The following is a 24,006-nucleotide window of genomic DNA, read 5'->3' as shown; positions in this document are numbered from 1 at the left end:
TCGGGCGCCCGCGTCGCTCAGATCGAGACCTGCGGGCCATCGTCGGTGACGACGAGGTACTTCCCGAGGTCGAAGAACACCGAGCGGTGCAGGAACTGGCGCCGGTGCAGGGACGCGGCCTCTGCACGAGTGAGGCGAGCGTCGTCGCACGCGGCACCCCACTCGATGTCCATGGTCTCGACCATGTGCTCGACGACGTCCCGCGCCTCGCGGGCGGTGAGGCCGTACTCCGCCGCTACCGAGACCAGTGTCGCGAGCCTGCTCTCGCGCTGACCGTCGCGGCCGTAGGCGATGGCCTGGAACATCGTGTCGCCGGAACGCGCGCCGGGGCTCAGGTCGTACGCGGGGGTGAGGCTCAGCCGGTGCCCGTCCCAGAACGCGGCGTGGTTGCGCAGGTGGTCGTCGTTGTTCGAGATCGCGATGTTGAACGCGACGCGGCGGAACATCTGCTCGCCGACGTCAGGCCCGGCGCCGTGGGCGCGGAGCACGTCGACCAGCTCCGGGTAGGTCCCGACGCGCGCCGTCGACTCCGTGAGCCCGGTCATCGTCAGACCGCTCACGACGATCCGGCGAGCGCCGTCGGCGTCCCGGTCGAACCGCTCGACGACGAGCGCCCACCTGCCTCGCGACCGGACGACCTCCGCGCCGGGCACGTCGACGCCGACAGCGCGGGCGAGGTGGATCGCGACGGCCTCGGCCTGCACGACAGGGAACGTGTCCGAGGAGGAGGTGAACTTCGCGATGAGCTGACGACCCTGGTCGACGAGGTTCGCCTTGGGCCGTGCGCCACCGATGCCGGTTCCCGACTCGAGAGCGGCGCGCAGCGCGGGCGTGAGGTCCTGGCCCTGTTCCAGGGCGGACGCCGCGTCGTACAGCTCGTCCAGCGCGGCGGTCTCGTCGCGAGGGACGTACCGGCGTGACGACTCCTGGAAGTCGAGCCCGCCGACGCGGTTCGAGCTGGACTGCAGGAGGTAGGTGAGCTCGTCGACGTCGGTGACGTCCGCCGTCGTGCCGCGACGGCCGTGTAGTCGGTCGAGGATGACGCGCTGGCCCCACGCATCGGGACCTGCGTCCCGCAGGTTGGGTGCGATCGCCCAGCCGTCGGGCGGCTCGATCCAGCCGTCGCGCAAGGGCAGAGTCGGCTCGTAGAGGCTGATCGCGCGTGGATCGCCGAGATACGTACGGCCGTACCGGAACCAGGCGCGCCCGTCCGTGCGTCGGCGCACGACGCCGGCCGGTACGGGCTTGCCCTCGCCCGGGAGCCACACCCAGACGACGGCCTGCTCAGAACTCGGCTCAGAAGTCGAGGTCGTACTCGTCATCGGCATCCTTCGCTCGGTGTCGGACCTTGGCCGGGAGCAGGGCGAGCGTGTCCTCGCCCTGGCGACGTCGTAGCGCCAGCTCGCCCGAGTCCTCGATCCCGAAGAGCGGCACGCCCACGAGGAACGCGGCCTGGAAGTAGTGACCCGCGCTGACGGATGGGCTCCCGCGTTCGACGCTCGCGACCGTGGGGGCCGAGACTCCGATGCGCTCGGCCAGCTCGACCTGGGTCCAACGCCGCGCTACACGTCCCTGCTTGACGCGGACGCCAAGGAGCCGGAGCGCCTCGGCCGCGTCGCGGCCGACAGTAACCTTGCGACGACCCACGGGCACCTCCGTAGCAAATAGTTTTGTTTTCTGGCCCCAGAGATCAAGAGTATATCTCTTTCGTGACGCGTGTCTTGCGGGCATGACCGCAGCATTCCCCCTTTTCGAGCGGTCCTCGTTCGACGCATGTCATGGATCCGTGACAACTCGCCGAGTCATGGTGCCGTGACTTTCCTGGCGCGGGAGTTCCGTCGTGACCAGCACTTCTGGCGAACCCAGAGCAAAACCTGCCGACCGGTCGACAAAGGTCGAGGGCGTCCCTAGGCTGCTGAGCGTCCCGACGGCGCGGTCGGGTCCCCGACGAACGAGTCGTCCATGCCTGCACGCCTCGTCCGACGCCCGCTCGCCCTCGCCGCCACCGGAGCGTTGCTCCTTACCGGTCTGGCCCTGCCCGCCGGTGCCGCGGACGCGGTGCCGGATCCCGAGGTGGTCGGCCCGATCCCGGCGACGTCCGCCCCCGGGGACCCGGCCCACGGCTACCCGTTCCTCGCGACGGACTACGACCTCGCCGGGCACGGCTACGTCGAGGAGGAGTTCTTCCTCGAGGGCGAGGCGACGCGGTACCAGGCCGACGGCGCCACCGACGCGACGGTGCTCAGCACCGGTCACGACTACCGGACGCGCATCGTGGTCCGCCGCCCCGTTGACCCTGCCGCGTTCAACGGCACGGTGATCGCCGAGTGGTACAACGTGTCGAACCAGTGGGACCAGGAGGTCGACTGGTTCCAGACGCACGAGCACCTCGTCCGCGAGGGCTACGCGTGGGTCGGCGTCTCCGCCCAGCGCGCGGGCGTCCACTCCGCGACCGGCCTGCGCGCCTGGAGTCCCGAGCGGTACGGCGCGCTCGACCTGACCGACGGCGGCGCGGTCACGGACGACACTCTCTCGTGGGACGTCTTCAGCCAGGCGGTCCAGGCGGTGCGTGACCCCGCCGGCACCGCGCCGCTCGGACCGCTCGACGCCGAGCGCGTCGTCGCGACCGGCCACTCGCAGTCGGCAGGCCGCCTGTGGTCCTACGTCAACTCGGTCGACCCGCTCGCCGACGTGGTGGACGCGGTCGTCCTCCACGGCGGGGGCGGCGTGGTCCGCGACGACCTGGAGACGCCCGTGTTCAAGATCAACAGCGAGACCGACGTCGCGATCGACCTCCTCGGCGCCGCGCAGCGCCAGGCCGACACCGACCTGCTCCGCACGTGGGAGGTCGCCGGGGCGTCGCACGGCGACTGGAAGCTCATCACGGACTACGGGCGCCTCCGGATCCGCGACGTCGGCTCCGCGCCCGGCGGCTACCCCGGCACGCCGCAGACGTGCGAGCAGCCCTCGGGGTCGCGCGTGCCGCAGCACATGGTCCAGGGAACGGTGTACGACCACGTCGCCGCGTGGGTGGCCGACGGCACGGCGCCGCCGTCTGCGGAGCCGATCGAGCTGACCGACGACCCGCGGACGGTCGTGCGCGACGAGCTCGGTCTGGGCCTCGGCGGCATCCGTCTCGCCCAGCAGGACGTGCCGACGCGGATCAACTCGGGCTCCAACGCCGGTCCGGGCTTCTGCTTCCTCGACGGCGGGTCCACACCGGTCGACGACGCGACGCTCGCGGCCTGGTACCCGGACCCGCAGGCGTACGCGGACGACGTCGTGGCGTCGACGCGTGCCGCCGTCGAGGCGGGCTACCTGCCCGCGGAGGTCGCGGCGGACCCGGCCTGGTACACGGACGTCGTCGAGCTCGTGGGCGACCGCGTCGCGGCCGGGACGGTCGACGCCGCGGTCGGCGAGCAGATCCAGGACGCGATGGGCCAGGCGCTCGACGCCGCGGACGCGGGCGACTGGGCCGCCGCCGACGCCCTCGTAGCCGCAGCGCACGACCTCGCTGCGACGCAGGTGGACGACGCCGACGCGTCGGCGAGCATCGTGCGCGCCACGCTCGCCGTGCGCGGGGTCATCGGGCTCACGGCTGAGGCCGACGGATTGGCCGTCTCGACGCAGGCCCAGGCCCGCTGCCTCGCAGGCCGGGCGTACGTCGCCGTCCGCGCGACGAACGACGATTCCGTGCCGGTCGACATCACGCTGACCACGCCGTTCGGGACCAGGACCGTGGCCGACGTGGCGCCGGGTGCGTCGGCGTACCAGTCGTTTGCGGTGCGGTCGACGTCGGTGGACGCGGGCGATGCGCAGGTGACCGCGTCGGGCGACGGACGGGCGTTCGCCGCCGACGTCGCGCACGACGCGATCGTCTGCGGCTGAGGTCTCGCAGGGCTTCGCGCCGTCTCGCGGTCCGTCGCCGCACGGAGAACGGCGCTGTGGAGGTCCCGGCAGAGCTGACCGGGACCTCCACAGCGTGGTTCGCCGCCCTTGCTCAGCCGCGGGCGTCGTACAGCGCGGTGACGGTGTTGTGCACCGCGAGCTGGTCGATCCGGCCGCTGAGCTCGACGGTCACGGCTCCCGCCGGGACCGCCTTCCTGCGCGTGGCGAACGACTGGTAGGCGTTCGTGCCGGGCGGGACGCCGAGGAACGACTTCGTGCCGTAGTCGGTCGTGATCTTCACGTCCACCGGGACCGGCTCGGTGTTCTGGACCCGGACGGCCACCACGACCTTGTCCGCGATCGTGCGGGTGTCCGCCGTGACGACCGCCTCGGGCCGTTCCCGCTCCACCGGCTGGCCGTAGGGCGTGAGCTCGGCGGCCGCGGCGAACTGGAGGCCGTTCTGCGAGCTCAGCGCCACCAGCTTGACGTAGCGTGCGGCGGTCTCGGGGAAGTCCACGCGGGCGAGCGCGGTGCCGGCCGGGAACGACCCCGTCGCCACGGCGCTGCCCCACGTGGCGTTGTCGTGCGAGAGGTAGACCTCGTAGTCCTTGATCAGCCCGTTCGTCCCGGACTGCCGGGGCAGGTAGCCGAGTCCGTCGAGCAGGTGCTCGGACCCGAGGTCGACGGCGATCCAGTGCGGGTAGCCCGGCACGGGGGCCGCGGCCCACCGCGAGTGCCAGATCGACGACGGCGCACCGTCGACGACGTTCACCGCGCGGTCGCTCGTCGGCTCCTCGCTGCTGAACCCGGCGATCGACAGGAGCGAGCGAGGCACCGTCCCGTCCGCGACGACCGAGACCGTGGTCTGTCGCATCGCGGTGCCGTGCGCACCGGCCGGCGAGTACGTCGACCGGGCGACGAGCACGACGTCGCCCGGCTCGGCACCGAGGGGCGGCTCGACCGTCCAGTTCGTGGTGCGCGTCTCGCCGTCGGCGAGGTCGTGGAACGTCGCCGCGGTCGCCGCGGTGACCTGCCAGCCGAGAGGTGCCTCGAGCACCGCCGTCACCTCGTCGAGCGCGTCGCCCGACTGGTTGGTGACGCTCGTCGTGATCGTCGACGACCGTCCGGCGAGCAGCTCGGTCGCGGCTGACGGGAAGCCCACGAGGACCGGCAGCGGCGTGAGCTGCGCGGCGTCGGTCGCGACCTCGAAGACGCGCTCGCCGTCGCGGTTGATCCACGTCGCGGTCATCGTCGCGGGCTCCACCGTCGAGTCGAGCTCGAGCTTGAGGAAGACGTGCGGCTCGACCGCGCTGTGGACGAGCGCCGGGTTGGGCACGTTGAGGCTCGGGATGACCGAGCTGTGCATCGGGCTCACGATGAACTGCCACAGGTCGTAGCCCACGCGCTGGCCGTAGTTCAGGGCGCGCGAGACGTGGATGTCGCCGCCGAGCAGGAAGACGCCGGGGATGCGGTGCTCCTGCACGAGGTCGAAGATCGCGTCGCGCTCGTAGGAGTAGGTGCCCCAGTCGTCGGACTCGCCGTTCTGCTTGTCGTCCCAGATCATCCCGCTCGCGAGGAGCTTGAACGGTGCCGTGCTCGCGAGCAGCCTCTCCTGCAGCCACTCCCACTGCACCTGGCCGATGCCCGTGGTCCTCGTCGCATCCGCCCAGCTCGGCTCGGTGCGGCTGAACCAGCGCGGGTCGAGCAGGAACACCTCGAGCGGGCCACGGCGGAACGACGTGTAGATGCCCTCGCCGTCGACCGTGCGCTCGCGCAGCGGCTCGCCCGCCGCGGTGTGCCCGAACGTCGCGTTCGCGCGGTAGTCGACGAACGCGGTGCGGTTGTTGCGCTTGCCCGACAGGTCGCCGTGCACGTCGTTGCCGCCGAAGTCGTGGTCGTCCCACGTCCCCCAGACCGGCATCGTCCGCGTGACCTCGCGCACCTGCGGTACCTGGAGGAAGGCCCGGTGCTTGTCCCGGGCGGTCTGGAGGTTCGTGCTGTCGATGTACGGGGTGTCGCCCATGAAGACGAAGGCCTCGCAGCCCTCCGCGCGGATCGTGTCCCAGATGTGGTTCTGCTCGGTCCACACGCACGAGCCGAGGCCCACGACCAGCTTCGTCGCGGCGTCGTCGGCGGGGGCGGTCGTGAACGACCCCGAGATGTCGAGCCCGGGGACGGGGTCGCCCTCCGGCGAGATGGCGTAGGAGTAAGCCGTCGCGGCGGTGAGGCCGGCGATGTCGAACAGCACCGTCGAGTCGTTGTCGGGGGAGAGGACGGCACCGACGCTCTGGCGGGGTCCGCCCTCGGACCAGTACTCGAGCGTCCAGGACTCGCGGTCGTGCAGGTCGCTGCCCGGACGGATGAGGACGCGCGAGTGGCTCGTCCCGGTGTCGCCGACGAGGGGGCCCGCGATGGCCTGCATGGTCGGGGTCACGACCGGAGCCGTCCCGGCGACGACCATCTTGACGTAGGCGGCGAACGCCGTGAAGAACATCTCGCTGTCGGCGACGGCCTCGGTCGGCTGGATGGTCTGACCGGCCGCGTTGTAGATCTTGTCGATCGTGAGGCTGGACAGGACGAAGCGGCCGCGTCCGTGCGCACCCTCGAGCAGTGCCGGCGGGCGTCCGCCCGCGCTGCACGCGAGCAGGACCCGCATCTGGCGCCAGTCGAGCAGCGACTCCCAGCTCACGCGGATCTGCGTCGACCGCCCCGTGAACACGCGCCCGTCGACCACGCGCAGGTGCGAGACGAGCGGATGATCGGTGGCGACCGGGAAGATCGAGTCGTGGTCCGCGTCGTTGCGGCTCGCCGACATCGGCGCGGGCAGGTACGACGCCGTCGAGTGGAACTGGTCGGACTGGGCCATGTCGAGGACGACACCGCCCTCGGCCACGAAGGCCCGCAGCGACTCGGCCTGGCCCTCGATGTAGCGGCCGTACGTCGGCTCGTTGTTCGTGAACGTGCCGAACGCGATGACGTCGACGCCCTGCCCGGTGGCGGGCTTCGCCGGGTCGAGCACGACGACCGTGAAACCAGCCTTGGTCAGCAGCTTCTCGAGACCGGTCGCGCTGGTCCACGGGTCGCGGTGCTCCAGGACGGCGGCACGCAGCGGGACGTCGTCCGCCGCGCCGGCGGGGGCGCCGTTCGCCGCCAGCCAGGCCGTGGCGGCGGCGGTCGCCGCTCCGCCGAGGAACACGCGTCGGCTCGTGCCGGAGGTGGTCGGGCTGCCCTGCTCGGGCGTGCGCTTCTTCACGGGGTTCTTCTCCGTATCCAGGGACGGGCGTGCGCTGAGTCGCACGGCCCTGATCCGACCGCCCCCGGATGTCCGGCGGTGGATCGCGAGGTGAACGGAGGGGGGAATGCGGACGACGACCCCCGGGGGTTGTCCGGCCAACCTGCGGTGTGCCGGAGGGGCGACCACGGCAGACCGGTGCCGTCCCGCCGTCGGCGCCCGCACCGCCCGATCGGGCAGCGACGTCTGCCCCGGCAGGTAGCCGACCGGCCCTGATCCTCCGCGCGTCGCCGTACGACCCTGGTCCTCACCAGCGTGTTCTCTAGGAGGCGACGACGACATGACGACGTATCTCTCGCCCGGCGTGTACGTGGAAGAGGTCGAGGCCGGCTCACGGCCCATCGAGGGGGTCGGCACGTCGGTCGCGGCGTTCGTCGGTCTCGCGGCCAGAGGTCCGGTGGACGAGCCGACGCTCGTGTCCAACTGGTCCCAGTTCTCGCAGACGTTCGGTGACTTCGTACCCGGCTCGTACCTCGCGCACGCGGTGTACGGCTACTTCCTCAACGGCGGCGGCAACTGCTACGTGGTGCGCATCGGCGGGGCCGCGCCCGCGTCGTCGGGCCGGGGCAAGGCCGCGCCGAAGGCGATCGCCGGACCGCCCGTGGCGACCCTCGGCGGCTACCGCATCACGGCGCTCGACGGCCAGACGACCGGCAAGCCGAAGAAAATCTCCGTCGAGGTGGCCGACGCCGGCGGCGAGTCCACGCCGGACGACCAGTTCAAGCTCGTGATCAAGGTCGACGGCAAGGAGGCCGAGTCCTTCGACAACGTCACCACCAAGCGTGGCGCCGACAACGTCGCGACGAAGGTCAAGGCGGACTCGAAGATCATCACGATCGAGGAGGTCGCCCAGGGCAGCGCGCTCATGCGGCCGGACAAGGGCGCCGTCGAGCTCGTGGCCCCCGAGCCGGAGCCGGAGCCGCCGTCCACCGAGGACCTGGGCGCCGAGGACTACATCGGCGACGCGGCGGACCGCACCGGGTTCAGCGGGCTCGAGGCGATCGACGACGTCACGATCGTCGCGATCCCCGACCTCGTGGCCGCGCTCGAGCAGGGCGCGATCGACCTCGAGACGTTCCAGGCGGTCCAGCTCGCGATGATCGCGCACTGCGAGCTCATGGGCGACCGCATGGCGATCCTCGACCCGCCGCCCGGCCTGAACGCGCAGCAGGTGAAGGAGTGGCGGACCTCTGGCGCGGGCTACGACTCGAAGTACGCGACGCTGTACTGGCCGTACGTGAAGATCTTCGACCCGCTGTCGGGCACCAACGTGTTCGTCCCGCCGTCGGGCCACCTGGCCGGGCTGTGGGCGCGCAACGACGGCGAGCGCGGTGTCCACAAGGCGCCCGCCAACGAGGTCGTCCGTGGTGCGATCACGCTGCAGACCAACATCACGCGCGCCGAGAACGACCTGCTCAACCCGGTCGGGATCAACTGCATCCGCGCCTTCCCCGGTCGCGGCGTCCGCGTGTGGGGTGCGCGCACCCTGTCGTCCGACCCGGCGTGGCGCTACATCAACGTGCGGCGGCTCTTCAACTACCTCGAGGAGTCGATCCTCGTCGGGACGCAGTGGGTCGTGTTCGAGCCCAACGACCCCGCCCTGTGGGCGCGGATCCGGCGCACGATCGCGAGCTTCCTCGTCAACGAGTGGCGCAAGGGCGCGCTGTTCGGGCTCACGCCCGACGAGGCGTTCTTCGTCAAGTGCGACGACGAGACCAACCCGGCCCAGGGGATCGACGCCGGTCAGGTCGTGTGCCAGGTGGGGATCGCCCCGGTGAAGCCGGCCGAGTTCGTCATCTTCCAGCTGTCCCAGTTCTCCGGCGGCACGAGCCTCGTCGCCGAGTAGCGCGACGGGCCGTCCGACACCCGGCTGTCACCCCACCTGACATCGCACGCACACGAAGGAGCGCACCATGCCTCTCTCCGACCCCCTCGACTCGTCCGCCGCGAACGGGTTCATCGTGACGATCGACGGGATCCAGGTCCCCAAGGTCATCGAGGTCAGCGGCATCAAGTCCGAGGTCGAGAAGATCGAGCACAAGCAGCAGACCAAGGACGGCAAGTACGTCGTCCGGCAGCTCATGGGGCGGCCCAAGCCGGGCGAGTTCACCGTCACCCGTGGGCTCACCGACAGCAAGACCATCTCCGACTGGCTCAAGATCGTCGCGCAGGGGGACGTCAAGGGGTCGCGCAAGACGGCGTCGGTCTCGTTCCTCGACTACACCGGCAAGCCGCTCCAGTCGTACAACTTCGTCAACTGCTGGGTGTCGAGCGTCGAGGTCTCGTCGATGAAGGCCGGCGCGACCGAGCCCGCGACGGAGAAGTTCACCGTCGCCTACGACGAGATGACGGTCGGCTGATGCAGCGCGGTCCAGCCCTGGAGGCCCTGGACCGCGACGCGCCGGGCGAGCAGGAGACGCCCGGCGCAGGGCGGTCCCCGGGTGCGCCCGAGCCGTTGCGCACGGAGTTCGACTTCGAGCTCCCGCGAGGGTACGTCGACGCCGACGGCGTGCGGCACACGCGCGGGACCATGCGCCTCGCGACGGCGCGCGACGAGCTGCTGCCGCTCTACGACTCGCGCGTCCAGGAGAACGCCGCGTTCACGACGGTCGTCCTGCTGAGCCGCGTCATCACGTCGCTGGGGTCGATGTCCAGCATCTCGACGAACGTCGTCGAGAACATGTTCGCGTCCGACGTCGCGTTCCTCCAGGACTTCTACCGCCGGGTCAACGCGGAGGGCCACACCAAGGCCGCCGTCACGTGCCCCGAGTGCTCGCACCGCTTCACGATCGACCTCGCGGGTGGCCGCCTGGGGGAATCGTGACGTACGCGACCGACCGGCTGTACGAGGAGATCGCGTACGTCGCCTACCACTTCCACTGGTCGCCCGACGACATCCTCGACCTCGAGCACGGCGTGCGGCAGCGGTTCACCCGCGAGATCTCGAAGATCAACACGCGCCTGTCCGAGGGGCGCTGACCATGAGGTGGCCGTGGCAGCGTCGCGAGCGGGCGGCGACCGCGGCCGGCCCCCGACCCGCGGTCGCCGCCCCCGCCCCGGGCTCGGGCACCGAGGGCGCGGGCACGACGCCGCCCGTGGGCTGGGCCTTCGTCCCGCCCGTGCAACGCATCCTGGGAGACCTCCGGCTGACGACCTCGCCGGCGGAGTTCACCGCCGGGCTCGCCGCGTGGTCGAGCCCTCGGTTCCTCGGCACGATGGGGCACGCCGTCGACCACCGCGCGCCGTCGGGCGTCGTCGACGGCGACGGGGCCCGACGGCTCCAGCGCGCGGTGTCGTCCGACGTCGAGCTCACCCTCCTCGCGCCCGACGACGCCACGGCTCCCGTCCGAGAGGGGCCTGCGTGGCCGAGGGTCGCGTCGTCGGGCAGGTTCACGAGCGCGGCAGCCGTGTCCGACCGGCTGCCGGTCAGCCGACCCGTCGTCGTCGCGCGCACCGCGACCACCGCGGAACCTCCGGCGCAGGCGCTCGTTCCCGCGGTCGCGGGACCGCGGACGGTCCAGCGGGCTGCGCCGGTGCCCGACGACGTCCCTCGCCTCCCGCTGCCGGCCTCGCCCTCGGACGGGGTCGGGCGTACCGCGGCGGGGCGCACTGAAACGGCCGGGTCCACCGGAACGGCCGGGTTCTCCGACGGGACGGGCACCGTCCTGCCCCTCACCGGCCGCACGGCACCGGCGGTGGCACGGGTGGTGACACAGGTGGCGGCACCGGTGCCGGCTCCCGCCGACGCCGCGGCGGCGCCCGGGGAGGCCGGCGTGCGACCGGTCCAACGGCTCGGACTGGGGGCTCCACTTCCGACGTCGGCCCCAGGATCGGAAGCGTCGGGCTCGAACGCCGCGATCGCGCTCCCGCCCGACGGGCGGACGGCGGCACCCTCGCTGCCCGTCGCTCAGAGATCTCACGACGCCGCGGTGGTCCCGGTGACCTCGGCGGTCCTGGTGACCTCGGCGGTCCCGGTGACCTCGGCGGATCCGGCCGCCGGTCAAGAACCGCCCCTCTCGATCGCAGCCGGCCCGGCGTTCGCGCCTGCCGCGCCTGCCGCGAGCCCTCCACCAGCCGGCGACCTCACGCCGACCACGCGGCCGGCCGGCGCGGCAGGTCCGACGCCCGATGCTCCGGCCCCGTCGAGCGGACGCGCCGGGATCGGACCGAGCCTCCCGGTGCAGCGGTCTGCTGCGCTCCTCGGAGGTCCCGCGTCGTCGAGCGACGCCGGGCTGACGCCGGCGCCGGTCCGCGCGACCCGCGCCGGGGGCGACGCGCCCCTGGTGTCGCACGAACCGGAGTTCGCGCCGACACCGAGGTCCTCACCCGAGCCGACGTCTCCACCGCAGGGACCCCGTGTGCAGCGAGCCACGAGTGCCGGGTCGGCGGAGGACGGCCTGGCCGCCCGCGGCACGCCCACCGCACCACGATCGGCGACCGGGGCCGTGGTGCCCACACCGGGCGCCGACTCGGAGCCGCCGAGCGGGAGCGGCCTGCCAGCACCGGTCGCGTCGCGTCGCGTCGCCGACGCCCCGACCCTCGGCGCCGCTGTTCCCGGCTCGCAGGAGAGGGGAGGCGCGGCGCCGCACGGCGCGACGGCGCCCCCCCTCGTCTCCCGTGCCGCGGACCCCTCGGCGTCCGTGCGGGCGGAGGAGACGTCGTCCGCGGTCGTGCCGCCGTCGACCGTGCCGTCGAGCCTGGAGGACACGGGCGCTGCGGGCCCGCCGGCCGTGCAGCGTGCGCGGGGTGCGTCCGGTCCCGGCGTCCCGTCGGCCGCGTCGCGGCCTGTGGCACCCGTCGTCGCCCGCGAGCTGCCGACCTCCTCCGCTCCCGGCGCGTCCTCCGGAGCGCGGCAGGGGGCGAGTCCGACACCGCGACCGAGCACGCCGCCGTCCCTCGCTCCGTCCATGTCCGCCACGCAGCCCGACTCGTCGTCGCCGTCCACGTCGGTCTCGCGGTCGACGTCGTCGCCCCTGTCCACGTCGGTCTTGCCCTCAGCGTCACCGTCACCGTCACCGTCACCGTCACCGTCACCGTCACCGTCACCGTCACCGTCACCGTCACCGTCGGCGTTGCCGGCGCGCTCGCCGAGGGAGTCGGGCCCGAGCCCGGCGAGTCCGACGGCACGGTCGACGACGGCGGCACGATCGACGACTCCTAACACGACGTCGCAGACCGACGCACCGCTGACGGTCGCGCGAGCGGCCGCCGTCCCACTGGCGGTCGCACCCGTGGCGACCGCCGGGACGCCAGCGATGGCGGTTCGGTCAGGTGCGGGCGCCGTCGGCGGGCCTGGCACCGCGTCGGGCGCCGCTGCACCGCTCGGCACGCCGGCATCGTCCGCTGGACCGACGTCTGCCGAGCCGGGCTCGTCGTCTGCCGAGCGGGGTTTGTCCTCTGCCGAGCCGGGCTCGCCGTCCGCCGATCGCGCGGTCCTCGCGCAGAGGGCGGCGGCGTCCATGTCGGCGTTCGTCCCGACGGCCGGTGCACCACCGGCACCACCGGCACCGGCGTCACAGGACGGCGCTCGGCGGGCCAGCGCGACGCCGACCGCCGCGCCGACTCTCGCAGCACGCGAGGGGCCACCTTCGGTCGCCGCTCCTCCTGTCGCCGCCCAGGCGGTCGCGCCAGGCAACGTCGCCGGCGCGCCTGTCGTGTCCCGTGCTGCGCTCGACCGACCGCTCGCCGACCACACCCTGCCCGACCGCAGCGTGCCCGACCGCGCCCTGCCCCACCGCAGCGTGGCCGACCGAGCGGGTGGCGCGTCGACGGGCCCGGGCGGCGCGGCGGGCGTGGGCCCGGTCGTCGCTCGGCTCGCCGGTGTTCCGCTCACCGGCGCTGCGCGACCACAGCCGCTCGCGGGGGCAGCGCGACCACAGCCGCTCGCGGGGGCTGCGCGACCACAGCCGCTCGTCGCCGCAGCGCGCCCCCTCCTCGGTGTCCCCGCGACCGGACCGGTGGTGTCGCGGGACCCGGACGGGACGAGGGCGTGGGCTGCGGCGTCACGACGGACGCGCGGGACGATCGGCGGACATCGCGCCCCGGCGGGCCAGGAGCGGTCGACCCGCGGCGCCGCGCAGGACCTCGTGCCCCCGTCCGCCACGACGACGTCGTGGCCCGCGCCGTCGGCCGGACCGGGGGGCGCCGACGCGCTCGCCCCGAGGTCGCTCCCGAGCGTGGCATCACCCGCACCGACATTCCTCGCACCGACAGCCTTCCCTCCGACGGCCCTCGCGTCGTCGGTGCCTGCGCCGGTCCCCGCAGCGCCGACCGCCGCCCCGCCCCCCGCGGTGTGGACGCCAACCGCGCCAGCTGCGCCTGCCGCGGTCTCCGCGGCACCCGCTACCGCGACCTCGGGACTCGCCAGGCGGTCGTCGACCACCGCGGGACGGTTCGCGATGACCGAGGCCGAGCTCGACGACCTGGCACGGCGGCTGACCGACCCGTTGCTCCGGAGGCTGCGGCACGAGGTCCTCGTCGACCGTGAACGGCTGGGTCTGCGCGTCGACCGGGGGTGGCAGGAATGACGATCTACGAGGAGACGACGCTCGCCGTCGGGATCCGGTACCGCATCTTCCTCGACGACTGGAACCTCGGGCTCTTCAGCTCGTGCTCCGGGCTCGGGGCGGAGGTCACCGTGGAGACGCGCGAGGAGGGCGGGAACAACGGCTCCGTGTGGCAGTTCCCGACCAGGCTGCGGTTCCCGAACGTGACCCTCACCCGCCCGTTGAACCGGGACAGCGCCAAGATCGGCGAGTGGTTCACGTCGATGGTGACGAGCGGCTACAAGTTCGGGACGGCGACGATCGACGCGATGACCGCCCAGGGCACGGAGGTGGCCCGGTTCGGCCTGATGGGCATCGTCCCGGTGCGCTGGTCGGGGCCGACGCTGTCGACGACGGACTCGTCCGTCGTGGTCGAGTCGGTGGAGGTCGCGCACCACGGGTTCGTGCCCCCGAAGGCCGGGGGGTGAGCTGAGATGGCCTCTCCAGTCGGCCTCGACGCCGCCGCGGCCGGGGGGAGCGCGTCGGGCTCCAAGCTCGAGCACGCCTACCTCCTGCTGTTCGAGCCGTCGAAGGACGGGTCGCTCGCCAAGGCGGGCCCGGAGATCGGGCGCATCGCGTTCCAGTTCAACCCCACCGAGCTGGCCCTGCAGAAGGCCGCCACGTGGACCCGCCCGACCAACCCGGGCAACCGCCGCTCGAGCCCTCCGCAGTTCCAGGGCCCGGAGCCGTCGCGGCTGTCCCTCGAGATGTTCTTCGACGCGTCGCAGGAGCACGACGACGCGGTGGTCAAGGCCGTGGAGAAGCTCTTCACGAGCTGTGTCCCGACGGCGGCGTCGCACGACCAGCGCAAGGACTCCCCGCCCTGGGTGCTGTTCCGGTGGGGGAGCCTCACGGGCTTCCTCGCCTACGTCAGCAGCGTCCAGGTCCGGTACACGCTCTTCACGTCCGGCGGCCTGCCGATCCGGGCGGTGTGCTCGGTGACGCTCGAGGAGATCGCCGGGGAGTCGCCGCGCCAGAACCCGACCTCGGGCGGGCTCGTGCCGCACCGCGAGCACGTCGTCGTGCACGGGGAGACGCTCGCCGGGATCGCCTACCGCGAGTACGGCGACCCCACGCTGTGGCGGGACGTCGCGGAGGCCAACCGGGTCGACGACCCGTTCCGGCTGCGTGCGGGCGACCGTGTGCTGCTCCCTGCCGTGGAGGACCTGCGTGACCCTGCGCTCGGGCGGCGTCAGGGGGTGGTCGCCGGTGCCCGGTGAGGAGCACAGCGCCCGGGTCGTCGTCCGGGTCGAGGGCCGGGAGCTCCCGGCCGACGTCGAGCCCGCGGTCGCGTCCGTGGTCGTCGACGCCCGCCGGGACCAGCCGGCGCTGTTCGTCCTCCGCCTCTCCGACGAGCACGGCGCCGTCCTGGACAAGGCGGGGATCCGGGTGGGGGCGACGGTCGAGCTGGCGGTCCAGCTCAGCGGGTCGGGCGGCCCGACGCCGCTGCTCACCGGCGAGGTGACGTCGCTCGAGACCGAGATCGGGCCGGGCGGGCGCCAGACGACCGTCCGGGGGTACGACCGGGCGCACCGGCTGGTCGGCGCGCGCCGGGTCGCGACGTACGTCAACGTGACCGCGTCCGACGTCGTCCGCAAGGTCGCGGGGGTCCACGGTCTGCCCGTCGGCCGGGTCGACGCGACGACCGAGGTCTTCGAGCACGTGTGGCAGCCCAACATCAGCGACTGGGAGCTGCTCCAGCGCCTCGCGGCACGCAGCGGCAGGGTGGTCGGCGTCGCGGACGGCCGCCTCGACTTCCGCCGGCCCGTCCAGGCCCGGGGCGCTCCCTCCGGCACCTCCGGTGCGCGCCAGGACCCGGCCGTCATCGAGCAGGGGGTGAACCTGATCTCGCTGCGCGCGACCGTGACGAGCGCGTCCCAGGTGCGGGAGGTCGAGGCGCGCGGCTGGGACCAGCTCCGCAAGCGGACGCTCGTCGGCACGGCGCAGGCCGCGACCCCCGGCGCCCAGCTGTCCACCACGGACCCGGCAAAGCTCGGCGCGACCTTCGCGCCACCCCCGCTCGTCGTCCCGAGCACGGGCCTCACGTCCCAGGCGCAGGCGGCCGCGAGCGCGAGGTCCGTGGCCGACAGGGTCGCCGGCGGGTTCGCCGAGATCGAGGCGTCCGTGCTCGGCAACCCGCAGGTCGCCGTCGGCCGCCCGGTCGCGCTCGTCGGGTGCGGGGACCCGTTCGACGGCAAGTACGTGGTGAGCGGGGCCCGGCACGAGGTCTCGGGCGAGCGCGGGTACCTGACGCACCTGGTCGTCGCGGACGCGTCCGACCGCTCGACGCACGGCACCGTCGCCGGGTCCCGCTCGGGCACGGGCGCGCGGGGCGCGGGGATCCTGCCCGCGGTCGTCACCTCGACCGACGACCCCCAGAGGATCGGCCGGGTCAAGGTCAAGCTCCCGGTGCTGCACGACTCGCTGGAGAGCTGGTGGGCGCGCGTCGTCCAGCCGGGGGCGGGGCCGCAGCGCGGGACCTTCGTGCTGCCCGAGGTGGGGGACGAGGTCCTCGTCGCGCTCGCGGAGGGCGAGCTCGACCAGCCGTACGTCCTGGGTGGCCTGTTCAGCACGAAGGACAGCCCCCCGGCGCCCTCCGAGGCCCCCTACGTCGACAAGAACAGCGGCGCCGTGACCCGCCGGACCCTCACGTCGCGCACCGGGATGCACGTCGAGTTCATCGAGAAGCCGGGGGAGGAGCGCCTCGTCGTCTCCGACAAGGACGGCAAGGAGAAGGTCGTGCTCGTGCAGAAGCCCCAGGCGGCGATCGAGATCACGTCGTCGGGCCCGGTCTCGGTCACCGCGCAGAAGGCGGTGGAGGTGACCGCCCAGCAGGACGTGACGTGCACGTCGACGACCGGGAAGGTCACCGTGAAGGGCGTGCAGGTCGCGCTCGAGGGCACGAGCGCGATCGAGCTCACGGCGCCGAAGATCTCGATCAGCGCCGACCTGCAGCTCGCGCTCAAGGGCTCGACCGCGACGCTCGACGGCACCGCGACCGCGGAGGTCACGTCCACGGGCGTGACGACCGTCAAGGGCTCTCTCGTGAAGATCAACTGAGGTCGAGGAGGAGCCGTGGGGCAGGAGTTCATCGGGGCCGGGCTGGCGTTCCCGCTGCGGACGGACAGCACGGGGCGCGTCGCGCTCGTGCGCCGGACCCAGGAGATCGAGGAGAGCATCCGGCTGATCCTCGCCACCGCGCCCGGCGAGCGGCCCATGCGCCCGGAGTTCGGCTGCGCCGTCCACGACTACGTGTTCGCCCCGGCCGACGCCGGGACCGCCGGCGACATCGCGTACGCGGTGCGCGTCGCGCTCGACCGCTGGGAGCCGCGGATCGAGCTGCACGACGTGCTCGTGCGGTTCGACCACGTCGACCAGGGCGTGCTCTACATCGACGTCCGGTACGCGGTGCGCGGCACGAACGACCCGCGCAACCTCGTCTTCCCCTTCTACGTGATCCCCCGGGACACCGCTCCCGCGGCCGAGGGGGGCGTGTGACGTGCTGCCCTCCCCGAACCTCGACGACCGCCGCTTCCAGGACCTCGTGGACGACGCGAAGCGGATGGTGCAGGCGCGCTGCCCCGAGTGGACCGACCACAACGTGTCCGACCCGGGCGTGACCCTCATCGAGACGTTCGCGTTCATGACGGACCAGATGCTGTACCGCCTCAACCGCGTCCCGGACCGCCTCTACGTCGCGTTCCTCGAGCTCCTCGGCGTGACGCTGCACCCCGCGACGGCCGCCACGGTCGACGTCTCCTTCTGGCTGTCCGCGCCGCAGGAGGAGCCCGTCGTCGTCCCGGCGGGCACCGAGGTGTCGACGCCGCGGACCGAGCAGGACGACGCGGTCGTGTTCCGCACCACCGGCCAGCTCGTCGTGCCGCCGCGCCGCCGGGTGCACCTCCTCACCCAGCGCGCGGACCTCGCGCCGCCCGTGCGCCGCACCGAGACGGTGACGACCGGCGAGCGGTTCCCCTGCTTCGGGGAGCCGCCCACGCCGGGCGACGCCCTCCTCGTCGGGCTCGACGACGCGGCGCCCGCGTGCGCCGTCGTGCTGCGGTTCGACTGCGACGTCCAGGGCGTGGGGGTCGACCCCCGCCGGCCCCCGATCGTCTGGGAGGCGTGGGCCGGCGAGCGCTGGGTGCGCTGCGACGTCGACTCCGACGGGACCGGCGGGCTCAACCGCGCGGGCGACGTCGTGCTGCACGTGCCCGCCGCCCACTCCGCGTCGGTCCAGGACGGGCTCCGCGCGGGCTGGGTCCGGTGCCGCGTCGTCGAGCCCGAGGAGGGCGCCCGCGCGTACAGCTCGCCCCCCGTCGTGCGGGACGTCGAGGGGTTCACGATCGGCGGCACGGTCGCCGCGGTGCACGCCGAGACGGTCACGGGCGAGGTGCTGGGGACGTCCGAGGGCATCCCCGGGCAGACGTTCGCGCTCGAGCGCCGCCCGGTCGTGGCAGGCGGTGCGCCGGCGACGCTCGAGGTCGCGACGGGGGACGGCTGGCAGACGTGGACGGAGACCGAATCGTTCGCCGCGGCCGGTCCCGACGACACCGTGTTCACCCTGGACCGGGCGGCGGGCGACATCCACCTCCCGCCCGCGGTCCGCGACGTCGACGGGACGCTGACGCTGCACGGGAGGGTGCCGCCGTCGGGCGCGCTCCTGCGGGTGCCGCAGTACCAGGTGGGCGGCGGGCCGGCGGGCAACGTCGCGACCGGGGCGGTCCGCGTCCTGCGCGGCACCATCGGGTTCGTCGACCGGGTCGAGAACCGCCGACCCGCCCTCGGCGGCGTCGACGCCGAGTCGGTCGACGAGGCGCGCGAGCGCGGGCCGCTCGCGCTGCGGACGCGGGACCGCGCGGTCACCGCCGAGGACTACGAGCACCTGACGCGCGACGCGGCGCCGCACCTGGCCCGCGTGCGCTGCGTCCCCGTGGACGGCGCGCCCCAGGCGGTGCGCGTGCTCGTCGTCCCCGCGGTCCCCGCCGCCGACGACGGCACGCGCCGGTTCGAGGACCTCGTCCCCGACCCGGAGGTGCTCGACCGCATCGTCGAGCACCTCGAGCCGCGCCGGATGCTCGGCACGCAAGTGCTCGTCGAGCCGCCCTTCTACCAGGGCGTCACCGTCGTCGCGCGGATCGCGGCCCGACGTCGCACCCGGCAGGCCAGGCTCGAGAGTGACGCGCTGCGCGCGCTCAACGCGTACGTCGACCCGCTCGGTGGCGGCCTCGACGGGCGGGGCTGGCCGTTCGGCCGGGCCGTCCGGGCGGGCGAGATCTTCGCGGTGCTCCAGGGGGTACCCGGCGTCGAGACGGTCGAGGACGTCAAGCTGTTCGCGGCCGACCCGATCACCGGCGAGCGCGGCGAGCCGGTGCAGCGCGTCGACGTGTCGGGCGACGCCCTGGCGTTCTCGTACCAGCACCAGGTCCGCGTCGTGGAGGCGTCATGACCGGCGGACCGACGCGCCGGGGCGCGGTGGCCGGGCTCGCGAGCCCCGCCCCGGTGACGTCGATGCTCCCGGGCGTCTACCTCGACGACGACCTCCTCGGGCGGTTCGTCAGCGCGTTCGACGACGCCCTCGCGCCCGTGTTCCTCACGCTCGACACCCTCGAGTGCTACGTCGACCCGTGGCTCGCGCCGCGCGACCACCTCGAGTGGGTGGGGCGGTGGGTCGGCGTGGAGGCCGACCCCGGATGGGCCACCGACCGGCTCCGTGCCGCCGTCGCGGACGCGGCGCGCACCCAGCGGCTGCGCGGCACGGCGCGCGGCGTCGCCGACGCGGTGCGGACCGTGACCGGCGGCGAGGTCCAGGTCAGCGACACGGGCGGCGTCGCGTCGTCCCTCGTCCCCGGCGGGGACCTCCCCGGTACCGCCGGGCCGTCGTTCCACGTGCGGGTGCTCGTCGACGACCCCGCGGAGGTCGACGACCGGCACGTGCACGACGTGATCGCGCAGTGTCGCCCCGTCCACGTCCCCTACACGCTCGAGGTGGTGGAGAACCGATGATGACGTGCCCGGCCTGCGGTCAGGCCAACGAACAGGGTGTCTCGTTCTGCGGGTCCTGCGGCGGCTACCTGGAGTGGGAGGAGACGCCGCCGCTCGCCACGCCGCCGACCGTGGCGCCGTCGACCGTGTCCGTGCCGGCGGCGTCCCGGACGGTCGGTGCGCCCGTCCCCGACGGTGCGCCCGTCCCCGACGGTGCGCCCGCTCCCGACGGTGCGCCCGCTCCCGACGGCGTGCCCGCCCCCGACGGCGTGCCGGCCCTCGCGGGAGCGCCTGCCCCTGCCGGGCCGCCCGCCCCCGTTCCACCGTCGCCCGTACCGCAGGAGACCTTGCCCGCCCGCGAGCCCGCCCGCGAGCCCGCCGCGGTGCTTCCCGGGGTGCCGCTCGCGCGGCCCGCGCCGCGCGCGCCCGAGCCGGACGAGCCACCGCCCGAGGCGGGCGACCTCGTCTGCGGGGGGTGCGGTGCGGGGAACGTCGCGACGCGGCACTTCTGCCGCCGGTGCGGCACGAGCCTCGCGGACGCGCGCGTGGAGGGCAGGAGGTCGTGGTGGAGCCGACTGTGGCGCCCGGACCCCCGGCCGGCCCCGACGGCCGGCACCCGCCCCCGGCGACGGCGCCGCTTCCCGACGAAGACGGTCGTCGCGCTCCTGGTCGTGGGTGGCCTCGGGTTCGCCGGCTACCAGCTCCGCGACACCATCGGCGGCGGCGCGACCACCGTGCAGGACCGGCTCCAGGGCGACGAGGTGTACAACCCCGTCACGGTCGTCGCGTCGAGCGAGGCCCCGGACCGGCCGGCGTCGCACCTGGTCGACGGGACGAACGACCTGGCGTGGTCGCCCGCGCAACCGGGCGACGGCGCCGGGCAGACCGTCGACCTGACGTTCGACCAGCCCTTCCGGCTCGTCCACCTCGTCGTCACGGGAGGGTCCTCGACGGTGCAGGAGGAGTTCCTGCAGGGCTCGAGCCCGCGCGCGCTCGACGTCACCGTCACCCGCGCGGACGGTTCCACGGCCCAGCACCGGGTGGAGCTCGACGACGTCCCCGGCCCGCAGAGCGTCGAGGTCGTCGAGGACGACGTCGCGGTCGTCCGGCTCACGATCGTGTCGTCGTTCCGCGCGACCCCAGAGACGTCGGTGGCGATCGCCGAGGTCGAGTTCCGGGGGCGTGGTTGACGGGGCGCCGCACGCCGAGCTCCTGGAGCACCGCGTCGTACTCGCGTCGCGCGTGGAGCGCCGCCGCGTGGTCGCCGAGCGCGGCGAGCGCCTCCACGAGGAGCCGCCACGGGGCGTCGACCCAGCGGTTGAGCTCGATGCTCTGCCGCGCCGCGGACACGGCCCGGTCCGGCTCGTCCACGCGCAGGCACGCGCCGGCGAGGGACTCGGCGGCGCCGGCCGCGAGCAGGACGTATCGTTCCCGCTCCGGCTGCACCCACTCGGCGGCGCCCTCCTCCGGGAGGAGCTCGCCGCCGTACGCGTCGAGGGCGGCCTGCCACCCGCTGACGGCCGAGGACGGGCTCTCGTGCTCGAGCCGTCGTGCTCGCGACAACCGCTGCTCGAAGCGTGCGACGTCGCAGTCCGACCCGGGGGGCAGGGGCAGCATGTAGGTCTCGCCGTCGCGACGGACCAGTCCCTCCTCGCGCCGGACGCCGCGGGGCTCGAGCGCGCGACGCACCGCGGAGATGTTGACGTGCAGGTTGTGCATCGCGGACCCGAGGTCCAGCTCGCCCCACAGCGCCCGGGCGAGCTGTTCGCGGTGGACCGGGCGCCCGGCGCGCATCGACAGGTAGCGCAGGGTCCGGCGTGCCCGCGGCCGGAGACCGGAGAGGTCGACCGGGTGCCCGTCCACGGAGATGTCGAAGGCCCCGAAGCACCGCACGACGACCACGCGGTCCCGGTCGCCGACCTGCAGGACCGTCGGCCGGGTCTCCTCCGCGTCGTCCTCCTCCGGGCGTGCGGGGGCGACCGCCTCGGCGGGCGGTCGGGACGTGACCGGGACGGTGGTCGTGGACGCGGCCGACGCGGCCGACGTGGCCGACGTGGCCGACGTGCCCGTCGGGGCGGTCGGAGCGTGCCGGGTCGGGTCGTCCAGCCCGACCGACCGCGCCGTCGACGACGCGAGGCGGAGCAGGTCGTCGCGCTGCGCAGGCTTGCACCCGGCGAGCGCGAGGTAGGCGAGCGCGAGCGCACCCGGCACGTCCGCCGTCCGCGCGAGGCTCTCGGCCTGCGCCGCCAGCTCTGCGGCGTCGGGCAGACCGGCGTCGACCGCCGCGACGGCGAGCGCCCCGCGCGCCCAGGCCACGAGCGTCCCCGCGCCGAGCGCCTGGCACCGGAGCGCGAGCCGCTCCCAGTCCTCCGGCTCCCAGTCGCCGCGCTGCAACCGCGCGACGACCTCCGCGCCGGCCACGAGCAGCGCGCTCCAGCGGTCGCCGTCGCTCTCGCACCACGCCAGGCACCGGCACACCTGCTGGCGTGCGGCAGGATCGTCGTCGAACGCGAGGACGACCCCGTGCGTGATGCGCGTGAGCCAGACGAGACCACGACGCTCGGCCTCGGAGTGGATCCTGTCGAGCGCCGCGGCGATCGGGCCGTCGTCCTGGTCCCGCGTGAACACGACCCGGAAGAGCTGGGCCAGGAGCACCATGTTGGCGTCGGCCTCGACGTCGTTCGCGGCGCTCCGCAGCGCCTCGCGCGCGCGCACCTGGTCGCCCGCCAGGAGCCGCGCGACCCCCTCGACGAGGGCGCGACCCCGCACCGACACGGGGGCGAGCGCCACGACCGCGCCCGGGTCGCGCACCGTGGCGGCGATGACGAGATGGACCCAGTCGGGACGCCGGGGACCGTTCGGGTCCATGAGCGTGTGCACGCGGTCGGCCGTCCCGTTCAGCGCGTCGACAACCCGACGGGTGGCGGCCAGGCGCTCGACGTCGGCGCCCTCCCGCGCCGTGGCGCGACCGACGACGACGCCGGCCTCCGCGACCCGTCCGTCGGCGATGAGCTCGCGCGCCCGGGCCAGCAGGACGTCCGGGTCCGCTTCGACGAGGTCGGGCGGGAACGCGGAGCCCCACTCGCGCTCGCCACGGTCGTGGGTACCGGGGTCGACCCGGGTCAGCAGGCGCTTCACGCCGTCGAGGTCGTGGGCTCGACCGCGGGACCGCAGCGCCTCGTGGAGCGCGCCCTCGGCCTCGAGGACCTCCGCCGTGCGGGCGTGGACCGATCGCGCCTGCGGGACCGACAGCTCGTCCGCCGCCGCGGCGACCAGGTGGCGCCGCAGGACGCGGTGCACGCGGTACTCGTCCTCGCCGACCGCCCGCACCAGCGACGTCGACCGGTCGAGCCGCCGGAGCGCGTCGCGGGACGTCGCGACGCCGAGCAGGGTGTCGCACCGGCGCGGTGTGAGCAGGTCGAGCGTCGCCGTGCTGTGCAGGAACCGTTGCAGGTCCACGGGCAGCGGGCGGAGCACCTGCGTCTGCAGGTAGTCCCAGGCGAAGCGCTGGCGGTGGTCGAGGCGGCGGATCGCCCGCCGCTGCTCCCCGGGCAGGTCGTCGGCGACCGAGAGGTGGAACAGGTGGAGCGCGGCGGCCCAGCCGTCCGTGTGCCACGTGAGGGCCGCGACGTCCTCGGGGTCGAGGGGGACGTCGTACCGCTCGCGGTACAGCCGCTCGACCTCCCACGACCGGAACCGGAGCGCGACGTCGGTCAGGGTGACGGGCGCCGAGAGCTCGACCCTCGCCAGGTTGAGGGGCGGTGCGCGACGCGAGCCGAGCAGGACCGACACGTGGGGAGGTGCGTGCGCGAGCAGCGCCGTGAGCTCGTCCTCGAGCGGGCTGCCGATGAGGTGGTGCGCGTCGTCGACCACCACGAGCAACGGGTCCTGCGCCGCACGGCCGAGGTGCGCCAGCTGCCCCGGCGCGCCGTCCGCGAGCCGTCCGGCGAGGTGCGGGGGCGTCCGTACCGTCACGCGCGACCCGTCCGCGCCCTCCGCCTCGCACCGGACCCACACCACGTCCGTCGGGGCGCGCCGGGCGACCTGGGTGAGCAGCGTCGTCTTCCCGGAGCCCTGCGGGGCGACCACGAGCGCGAGGTGCGCCCCGTCGAGCTGATCGAGGAGGCGGGGGCGCGGAAGACCCACGACACCGGGAACCTGAGCCCGGTGCGGACGTGGTCCGTCGTCCTCTGCCTGGGCCGCGCTCATCGAGTCGTGTGCCCCCTCGTCCCTGGACGGTCACCGGAGACGATCATAAGGAGAGCCGTTCAGGGTCCGCAGGCCGACCGGCAGATATCA

The 24,006-nt window shown here is 74.0% G+C and carries 17 protein-coding genes; 13 read left to right on the top strand and 4 right to left on the bottom strand.

Going from position 1 to position 24,006, the window contains the following annotated elements; genetic code table 11:
- Positions 1 to 17 precede the first annotated feature (17 nt).
- Complete coding sequence (locus AC4H2G_RS04155) at positions 18 to 1,322, bottom strand: type II toxin-antitoxin system HipA family toxin (protein ID WP_494364487.1); 1,305 nt, start codon at positions 1,320 to 1,322, stop codon at positions 18 to 20.
- Complete coding sequence (locus tag AC4H2G_RS04150) at positions 1,297 to 1,647, bottom strand: helix-turn-helix transcriptional regulator (RefSeq protein ID WP_494364486.1); 351 nt, start codon at positions 1,645 to 1,647, stop codon at positions 1,297 to 1,299. Before AC4H2G_RS04150 ends, AC4H2G_RS04155 begins: the two co-directional genes overlap by 26 nt.
- Before the next feature lie 315 nt (positions 1,648 to 1,962).
- On the opposite strand from AC4H2G_RS04150, the gene AC4H2G_RS04145 reads away from it, so the two are divergent.
- Complete coding sequence (locus tag AC4H2G_RS04145) at positions 1,963 to 3,888, top strand: alpha/beta hydrolase domain-containing protein (RefSeq protein ID WP_494364485.1); 1,926 nt, start codon at positions 1,963 to 1,965, stop codon at positions 3,886 to 3,888.
- A 112-nt stretch (positions 3,889 to 4,000) separates the two neighbouring features.
- On the opposite strand, the gene AC4H2G_RS04140 is transcribed toward AC4H2G_RS04145, so the two are convergent.
- A complete protein-coding gene (locus AC4H2G_RS04140; RefSeq protein ID WP_494364484.1) occupies positions 4,001 to 7,141 on the bottom strand; it encodes an alkaline phosphatase D family protein in 3,141 nt (1,046 codons plus the stop codon).
- Between the two features lie 319 nt (positions 7,142 to 7,460).
- Between AC4H2G_RS04140 and AC4H2G_RS04135 the strand changes: the two genes are divergently transcribed.
- The 12 genes from AC4H2G_RS04135 to AC4H2G_RS04080 all read left to right on the top strand — a co-directional run bounded on the left by AC4H2G_RS04135 (position 7,461) and on the right by AC4H2G_RS04080 (position 20,897).
- The gene (locus AC4H2G_RS04135) at positions 7,461 to 9,026 is read left to right on the top strand and encodes a phage tail sheath family protein (RefSeq protein WP_494364483.1); all 1,566 of its coding nucleotides are present in this window, start codon (positions 7,461 to 7,463) and stop codon (positions 9,024 to 9,026) included.
- A 67-nt stretch (positions 9,027 to 9,093) separates the two neighbouring features.
- Complete coding sequence (locus tag AC4H2G_RS04130; protein ID WP_494364482.1) at positions 9,094 to 9,540, top strand: phage tail protein; 447 nt, start codon at positions 9,094 to 9,096, stop codon at positions 9,538 to 9,540.
- Positions 9,540 to 10,004: a hypothetical protein gene (locus tag AC4H2G_RS04125; RefSeq protein WP_494364481.1), complete on the top strand. Its 465-nt coding sequence runs from the start codon at positions 9,540 to 9,542 to the stop codon at positions 10,002 to 10,004. Before AC4H2G_RS04130 ends, AC4H2G_RS04125 begins: the two co-directional genes overlap by 1 nt.
- The gene (locus tag AC4H2G_RS04120; RefSeq protein WP_494364480.1) at positions 10,001 to 10,159 is read left to right on the top strand and encodes a DUF6760 family protein; all 159 of its coding nucleotides are present in this window, start codon (positions 10,001 to 10,003) and stop codon (positions 10,157 to 10,159) included. The genes AC4H2G_RS04125 and AC4H2G_RS04120 overlap by 4 nt, the downstream gene beginning before the upstream one ends.
- A gap of 3,419 nt (positions 10,160 to 13,578) precedes the next feature.
- Positions 13,579 to 13,707 (top strand): hypothetical protein, encoded by a 129-nt coding sequence (locus tag AC4H2G_RS04115; protein WP_494364479.1) that lies wholly within the window; start codon positions 13,579 to 13,581, stop codon positions 13,705 to 13,707.
- Entirely contained in the window at positions 13,704 to 14,153 is a 450-nt protein-coding gene (locus AC4H2G_RS04110; protein WP_494364478.1) for a phage tail protein, read from the top strand. Before AC4H2G_RS04115 ends, AC4H2G_RS04110 begins: the two co-directional genes overlap by 4 nt.
- Before the next feature lie 6 nt (positions 14,154 to 14,159).
- Entirely contained in the window at positions 14,160 to 14,945 is a 786-nt protein-coding gene (locus tag AC4H2G_RS04105; protein ID WP_494364477.1) for a CIS tube protein, read from the top strand.
- Positions 14,935 to 16,785, top strand: a complete 1,851-nt coding sequence (locus tag AC4H2G_RS04100; protein ID WP_494364476.1) for a VgrG-related protein — start codon at positions 14,935 to 14,937, stop codon at positions 16,783 to 16,785. Before AC4H2G_RS04105 ends, AC4H2G_RS04100 begins: the two co-directional genes overlap by 11 nt.
- A 15-nt stretch (positions 16,786 to 16,800) precedes the next feature.
- The gene (locus tag AC4H2G_RS04095) at positions 16,801 to 17,223 is read left to right on the top strand and encodes a GPW/gp25 family protein (protein ID WP_494364475.1); all 423 of its coding nucleotides are present in this window, start codon (positions 16,801 to 16,803) and stop codon (positions 17,221 to 17,223) included.
- A gap of 1 nt (position 17,224) precedes the next feature.
- Positions 17,225 to 19,171: a putative baseplate assembly protein gene (locus AC4H2G_RS04090; protein WP_494364474.1), complete on the top strand. Its 1,947-nt coding sequence runs from the start codon at positions 17,225 to 17,227 to the stop codon at positions 19,169 to 19,171.
- Positions 19,168 to 19,728, top strand: coding sequence for a phage tail protein (locus AC4H2G_RS04085; protein ID WP_494364473.1), 561 nt, complete (start codon positions 19,168 to 19,170; stop codon positions 19,726 to 19,728). The genes AC4H2G_RS04090 and AC4H2G_RS04085 overlap by 4 nt, the downstream gene beginning before the upstream one ends.
- Entirely contained in the window at positions 19,728 to 20,897 is a 1,170-nt protein-coding gene (locus tag AC4H2G_RS04080; RefSeq protein ID WP_494364472.1) for an NADase-type glycan-binding domain-containing protein, read from the top strand. Before AC4H2G_RS04085 ends, AC4H2G_RS04080 begins: the two co-directional genes overlap by 1 nt.
- On the opposite strand, the gene AC4H2G_RS04075 is transcribed toward AC4H2G_RS04080, so the two are convergent.
- The gene (locus tag AC4H2G_RS04075) at positions 20,818 to 23,853 is read right to left on the bottom strand and encodes an AfsR/SARP family transcriptional regulator (protein ID WP_494364471.1); all 3,036 of its coding nucleotides are present in this window, start codon (positions 23,851 to 23,853) and stop codon (positions 20,818 to 20,820) included. The two genes, AC4H2G_RS04080 and AC4H2G_RS04075, sit on opposite strands and share 80 nt — an antisense overlap.
- Between the last annotated feature and the right edge of the window lie 153 nt (positions 23,854 to 24,006).

This window comes from Cellulosimicrobium sp. BMG9.23 (assembly GCF_059159985.1).
The sequence above is the reverse complement of the archived record's forward strand: the minus strand, read 5'-3'. Positions and strand labels throughout refer to the sequence as shown.

What these genes read in the sequence shown, in the direction of transcription:
- AC4H2G_RS04105 (WP_494364477.1), top strand. Translation starts at nt 14,160, where the DNA reads ATGGCCTCTCCAGTCGGCCTCGACGCCGCCGCGGCCGGGGGGAGCGCG.
- AC4H2G_RS04085 (WP_494364473.1), top strand. Translation starts at nt 19,168, where the DNA reads ATGACCGGCGGACCGACGCGCCGGGGCGCGGTGGCCGGGCTCGCGAGC.
- AC4H2G_RS04110 (WP_494364478.1), top strand. Translation starts at nt 13,704, where the DNA reads ATGACGATCTACGAGGAGACGACGCTCGCCGTCGGGATCCGGTACCGC.
- AC4H2G_RS04130 (WP_494364482.1), top strand. Translation starts at nt 9,094, where the DNA reads ATGCCTCTCTCCGACCCCCTCGACTCGTCCGCCGCGAACGGGTTCATC.
- AC4H2G_RS04125 (WP_494364481.1), top strand. Translation starts at nt 9,540, where the DNA reads ATGCAGCGCGGTCCAGCCCTGGAGGCCCTGGACCGCGACGCGCCGGGC.
- AC4H2G_RS04115 (WP_494364479.1), top strand. Translation starts at nt 13,579, where the DNA reads ATGACCGAGGCCGAGCTCGACGACCTGGCACGGCGGCTGACCGACCCG.
- AC4H2G_RS04155 (WP_494364487.1), bottom strand. Translation starts at nt 1,322, where the DNA reads ATGACGAGTACGACCTCGACTTCTGAGCCGAGTTCTGAGCAGGCCGTC.
- AC4H2G_RS04145 (WP_494364485.1), top strand. Translation starts at nt 1,963, where the DNA reads ATGCCTGCACGCCTCGTCCGACGCCCGCTCGCCCTCGCCGCCACCGGA.
- AC4H2G_RS04135 (WP_494364483.1), top strand. Translation starts at nt 7,461, where the DNA reads ATGACGACGTATCTCTCGCCCGGCGTGTACGTGGAAGAGGTCGAGGCC.
- AC4H2G_RS04080 (WP_494364472.1), top strand. Translation starts at nt 19,728, where the DNA reads ATGACGTGCCCGGCCTGCGGTCAGGCCAACGAACAGGGTGTCTCGTTC.